Source organism: Shewanella sp. 11B5, from assembly GCF_002836795.1.
Taxonomy (GTDB): domain Bacteria; phylum Pseudomonadota; class Gammaproteobacteria; order Enterobacterales; family Shewanellaceae; genus Shewanella; species Shewanella frigidimarina.
On sequence record NZ_PJAP01000504.1, the window covers coordinates 1 to 5,830 of the forward strand.

General features: G+C 41.8%; 5 protein-coding genes. 1 reads left to right on the top strand and 4 read right to left on the bottom strand.

The annotated features are described in order from the left end of the window. Positions 1–97: 97 nt before the first annotated feature. Positions 98–1,216 carry a succinylglutamate desuccinylase/aspartoacylase family protein gene (locus tag CXF78_RS11820; protein ID WP_102036900.1) on the top strand — a complete coding sequence of 373 codons (1,119 nt, stop codon included), beginning with the start codon at positions 98–100 and terminating at the stop codon, positions 1,214–1,216. 71 nt (positions 1,217–1,287) lie between these two features. On the opposite strand, the gene CXF78_RS11825 is transcribed toward CXF78_RS11820, so the two are convergent. The 4 genes from CXF78_RS11825 to CXF78_RS11840 all read right to left on the bottom strand — a co-directional run. Further along, on the bottom strand, positions 1,288–2,424 hold the full coding sequence (locus CXF78_RS11825; protein WP_102036901.1) for a site-2 protease family protein: 1,137 nt from the start codon (positions 2,422–2,424) through the stop codon (positions 1,288–1,290). 215 nt (positions 2,425–2,639) lie between these two features. After that, positions 2,640–3,020 (bottom strand): DUF4144 domain-containing protein, encoded by a 381-nt coding sequence (locus tag CXF78_RS11830; RefSeq protein ID WP_102036902.1) that lies wholly within the window; start codon positions 3,018–3,020, stop codon positions 2,640–2,642. A gap of 26 nt (positions 3,021–3,046) precedes the next feature. Beyond that, positions 3,047–4,714 (bottom strand): DUF342 domain-containing protein, encoded by a 1,668-nt coding sequence (locus CXF78_RS11835; RefSeq protein ID WP_102036903.1) that lies wholly within the window; start codon positions 4,712–4,714, stop codon positions 3,047–3,049. Positions 4,715–4,891: 177 nt separating this feature from the next. Next, on the bottom strand, positions 4,892–5,830 hold a 939-nt coding region (locus CXF78_RS11840), incomplete at its 5' end, for a class I SAM-dependent methyltransferase (protein WP_102036904.1).

Sequence of the window (5,830 nt, forward strand, 5' to 3'; positions counted from 1 at the left end):
TAAAAGGGAACAGCCATTTCTACATCAATGCGCCTTGAATTGAAAAACCTGAGAGACTCTGAACTGACCAGATATTTAATGAGATTGGTATCATCATATGACTAAAGCAATACAATCGTCAGTTCAAGTTGGAGAACTGGCGACAGGGCAAGCATTGACCGTTCCAATATATTCATTCATGGGTAGTGAAAATTCAGCGCCGAGTGTGTATATTCAGGCCAATGTTCATGGCGCAGAAGTGCAGGGTAATGCGGTAATTTATCAACTGATGACCTTGTTGGAAGGTTATCAGGTTTTAGGTGATATTACGCTTGCACCCTTAGCCAATCCTTTAGGAATTAATCAAAAGAGTGGTGAGTTTACTTTAGGGCGTTTTGATCCCATTACAGGGGTTAATTGGAACCGCGAGTATTTTGATCACAACGTCGATATTCAAAATTGGTATGCCGAGCACCAACATTTAACCAATAGTGAACTGTTTTGCGCCTATCGTTCAATGTTGGTAAAAAATTGCCAGGCGCGTCTAACTCATTCTTTTGGGATTTCAACAGGTCATAGGTTAGCGGTAAATTTACAGGCTATGGCACACCAAGCAGACATCGTGCTTGATTTGCATACCGGCCCTAAATCATGCAAACATTTATACTGCCCCGAGTATGATATTGATGCGGCAAGATTTTTTTCGATTCCATATACATTGATTATCCCCAATAGCTTTGGCGGCGCGATGGATGAAGCGACCTTTTGCCCTTGGTGGCAATTAACCGAGTATGCGACCAGTCAAGGCCGAGAATTTTCCGTACCTGTGTCAGCATTTACCTTAGAGCTTGCAAGCCAAGAACGGATTGATTTAGCAGATGCGTTAGAGGATGCCAAAGGCATATTGGCTTATTTAAGTCACCGCGGCGTGATTGCTGAAAAAGTTAATCCAGCCAGTATGGAAAGGTTTGGGTGTTACTTGAAGGATTATAAGAAGTTTCATGCACCTAAAGCTGGCTTAATTGAATATTGTGCGAGTGTTGGCGAACCATTAACAGCTGGTAAACCTTTAGTGAACATTTTACGCATAGACTTGTATGGTTCTGAGCAGGCTTACCAAGCCATTAGTTTACCCATGGATTGCGTGCCTATTTTGCACTTTGCTTCAGCATCGGTACTTCAAGGAACGGAGTTGTATAAGGTGATGACTAATGTGTTTCCATTACAACCTAGTTGATTAATAGCTTTGGCTAAGTAAAACAAAAACGCCTGCAATTGCAGGCGTTTTTGTAGATGTGTAAATTACAATTAACTGCCTAAAATCTGCAGCGGAATCGCTAACATTTCGTCGCCAGAAGCAGCAAAATACCAAATAATACCCACTAAACTTGCTACCGTGAGCAAATACCATACTGTAGAGAAAATTTGCCCGTAACGATCTAGCGGCAATAAATGACTTTGATGACGACCGCGCCATTCAAATACAATTTCTACACTGCCGATCAGTAACAAAAAGCCAAGTAAGGCTAGCCCTAAGCTATAGCTAATGAACACACCGATAGCGGCACCAGCAATACAAGCAACTAGACCGACAACACTATTCATCGAAAAGCTGATACTTTTTAAAATATGCCCGCCATCGAGAGGTAAAATGGGCAGTAAATTAAACAGATTTAGCAGTGCATTGAATGCCGCTAACCCAGCAAAGAATACGTTACCGGTTAGCCAATAAAGTCCTAGTGAGATAATCGATAAAATGAGTCCAAAAGTGGGGCCCATAATCGAAATATACACATCTTGCCAGCGGGTGTTGATGCGTTCATCACTTAGCGCTAAGCCGCCAACAAAAGGGATTAAATAGATCCCTTTGGTTTTCATGCCGAAATGTTTCATCGCTCGAATATGACCATATTCATGAAATACTAAGCAACCGATGAGAGCTAAGGCAAATTCAAATGAAAATAACCAAGAATAGGCCGCTACACTGGCTCCAGCAAAAAGGACCTTAACCACCTTGGCACTTTTTAGTAGCTTAAAACCTAATGATGCCAGCCCAACAACACTGAGCTTTTGATTTTTTACTGCTGCAATTTCAGGTGTTTGACGCTCAATATCTTCAACGGTGCGTTGGCCTTGGGTTATGGATTCATCATCTATTAATAAACAATAATCCAGTTGAAATGGTTGCCAGTTAACATCGATTTCTAATCGTACCGGTAGTGAACCAATATTGGGGTTAACGGGGTTGTCGTTGTTGATATTTGTTTCAGTCGGTACCGATGTTTGAGTAGTCAGTTCAAATGAATGGATATGAAAGGCTTGGTCACTAGCGCTTGCAGACTTTTGCGATACCAGTTGATTATCCCAATAAAGTTGCTGCCAACCCGCAATCGAGCCTTCGAGTCGCAGACGTTTACCTAGACATTCAATATTTAGTAATTCCATTAAGGATTCTCAGGGTTTATGGACGGTGAGCATGGGGGCATTTTGCCAGAGCTATGTGTGTTGCTCAATGGGTTCGTCAATTATATTCGTTAATCATTAGCTTGGCTTTATGATTGAGTTCAGGTTAAGTATTAAACATGAGCCCGTTGTTAGTCAGTTAAAGGTAGGTAATGCTAAAAGGAAGTATTATGTAAATTTTCAGACTGAATACGTTGCTAATAAAGCTGTTCTAATTCAGCCACAGTCGCAATGCCTTGCTCAATGGTGGTAAAGACTATTTTTGCACTGCAGCAATGCCCTTGAAACTGACCATATTGGCGCACAAGGGGTAGTAACTGTAACACGCTCATATCTTGACTCAGTTTAACCAGTGCAGGCAGTTCTGCCACGGAGGGATCCTGGGGTGGATGTTTTTGGATGCTATACACATGGCCAGCATTGTCGATAAGTTTATCTTCGGCGTGTACAGTAAATTGGTAGGCACAAATAAAGCCCAACCAATCCTGATAGTTAACCAGATACATGAGCTCATCATCTTGATCAAACTGCAGTATGGCTGGCCAATTTATTTGTTGCATAGTTACCTGTTTATCCACATTTGATTTACCTAATCCACTAATAGCTAGCGATTACTGTAATCGAATGATACTTCTTGATTGACGTTTTTTACAATACACGGACCATGTTCACGTTGGCTGCGATTAAATGCAGCACCTATATGAATTTCGACGTTGGTAAAAATATGTTTTTCAGCTTTGATGACGTAATTATTATAGTAGCCTTCAACTTCGTTAAGATGTTGAGTGTATTCTACTTCTTCTTTAATGCGTTCTTCTGCCATTTGATTTTTTTGATCGAGCATCATTTTGACTTGCTCAATCATGCCGGCATCGCTTTGCCATTCGGTTTTGGGCGGTAATTTACGTAATCTTGCTTCAATTTCTAAGCCCGCAACAACCATGCCTTTAATGCTGTCATCTAATTCTTTAAGCTCTTGCTTTAATTCACCTTGATGCATGGCACAAAACAGCTCAGTTTTGGTGCCGGCAGTCGCTCCAAATGCAATGGCTCTAATGCCTTTTGCTGCAGTAGCAATACCGCCGACTAAGTCGCCACGTCTTCCTTGTGGATCACTCACGGTTATAGTGTCACCTGATGTTGAGTTACTGTGAAGTAACTGCTTGGTGACCAGAATATTACCGAGAGCCTCTAAATGGGAATACTGCACAAACTGGGCACAAATTTGTCCGGTAGCTTTTATTTTGGTGCTGAGTTCGTGCTCTTTAATTAAACGGCCAATAACACCTTTGCTGACAATGACATCACCTTGAGCTTCAATAGAAGCAGACTCAACAAAGCCCATCACGGTCACGTCACCGCTAGCTTTTACTTCCATACCTTCGTGTACATCGCCGGTGATTAAAACACTGCCTTTAAAATTAACGTGACCATAGCGCACGTCTACATCTTTAATTTGCAGCATATCGTCAACTTGCATACCGTTGCGATTTTCAACCGGTTGACCTGACACTGTTGCGATGAGTTTATGTTGATCTTTAGGGTGTAAGCTGGTGCCTGTGCCAGGTTCCATTGGTTTATCTTTACCTGGAATTTGTTGCAGTACATCGCCGTGAACATTAAAACCAGGGGTACCGATGGTTGAAGGGTTTTTAACCATCAAGACATCGTTGGGCTTAACGGTAATCAATGCGCCTAAATTACGCATATCGACTGAGCCATCTTCACGTTCTTGTGGTTGTAATAAGCGCTCACGAGCTAAAGCAACTTTACGGGTTAATATCGCATTTTCGCCGTTAACGGCCGCTTTGCCGCAGGCGATGATGCCTTCACAGCTTTCTCCTGGTGGCAATATCGACAAACGTTGCATGAGTGCCATGATTTTAGGTTTACTCAATCCCATTTTTATTTTTTGATTTTTAAGGGTATTAAGCACATCTGGTAGGGTGATATCTTTGCCGCCCCAAGCAGAAGTGATTTTCATGCTGGCTTGCATTTTATCGTCGCTGACACTGATATTCACTACACCGTCTTTGCGCTCTGCAATGGCGAAAAATAGTTCGTGATCCCCAGGGTTTTGACCGCAAAGGGCATTAACTTCCGCTACAGCTTTAGTAATTGCTGGGGTAATAGGAAAAAGCATAGCAAAAGCAGCCTGTGTGAGTAAGGCGTTGATATCCTCTTCTGACACAGGGCCGTGAGTATTGGGAATTATACGTAATTCCACTTTATTTTTATCTGCACTTAGTGCGACGAGTGAAGGCTCTAGCATAACATCCTTTGTTTTTATTTTTATATCAGGTCATAAGAGGCAAATAGAATACCAACGAAATGAATCCGAAAATGTGCGTTATTTTGCCTTTGAGCCAATTTAGCTGATATTAATCTGCATTTCCAGCAGTAAGCTAGCTTTGTCGCTTATAAGTGAAGCTGAGTCGCGTTGTTGGAATTATCGTTGATGGAGATACAATTTATACTTATTGTTTTCTGCTACCACATTCACTTTGCCAAAATGCGTCGCTATAGTCTCTGAATAAGGTAAATGACGATTTGCGACAATTTGCCATATGCCATTTGATGTTAGCCTAATGGCACTTTGCTGGACAAATTGTGTAGCAATATCTGTCGTGCTGGTTAACCCATCATGAAACGGCGGGTTGGAGATAATGCCATCGAACTTGCCTGTGATTTGATTAAATCCATCAGAAGGATAGACCTTTGCTTGCATACTATTGGCTGCTAGGGTTAATTCACATGAGAGTAACGCCATTGCATTGATATCAATGCACTCAATGGTTAACTCTGGATTGGCTTTTAGCAGCGCAGCTGTAATGACCCCAGCACCACAACCAAAATCGAGTACTCTGCCGCGTAAGTTATCCGGTAAATGTGACAGCAGTAAATCGGTACCCTGATCAAGACGTTTCTCGCTGAAAACACCGACAGCATTACAAATTTGCAGTGTTCCCTGTGGAGTCTCTAGTGAATATTGGCTTACCCAATCTCTTATCGATAGCGTTGGTGCTGCTTGGATTAAATAACTGACATATACCAAGCAGTGGCGGGCATTATCTTGTTTGATTGGCTGCGAATAATAATCAGGTGTGAGTTTTGCAATCGATTTAATCCCACCTTTATTTTCACCCACAATGATCAATTGGCCGTCAACATTCAAATGCTGTGCAGCCAGTTGCAGTAAATAACCCATTAACGGTTTTGCTTTGGGAAAGTAAATAATGACGCTATCAAATTTTGTATCAGCTAATGACTCTGGCAGTTGATGACCAAAATAGCTTTGTAATTTTTCATTGGCGCAAGAGGACAATGTGAGGTGATGATTATAATCTAGCGCTAGGGCGGTGACATTATCGGCAAACTCAAGACATTG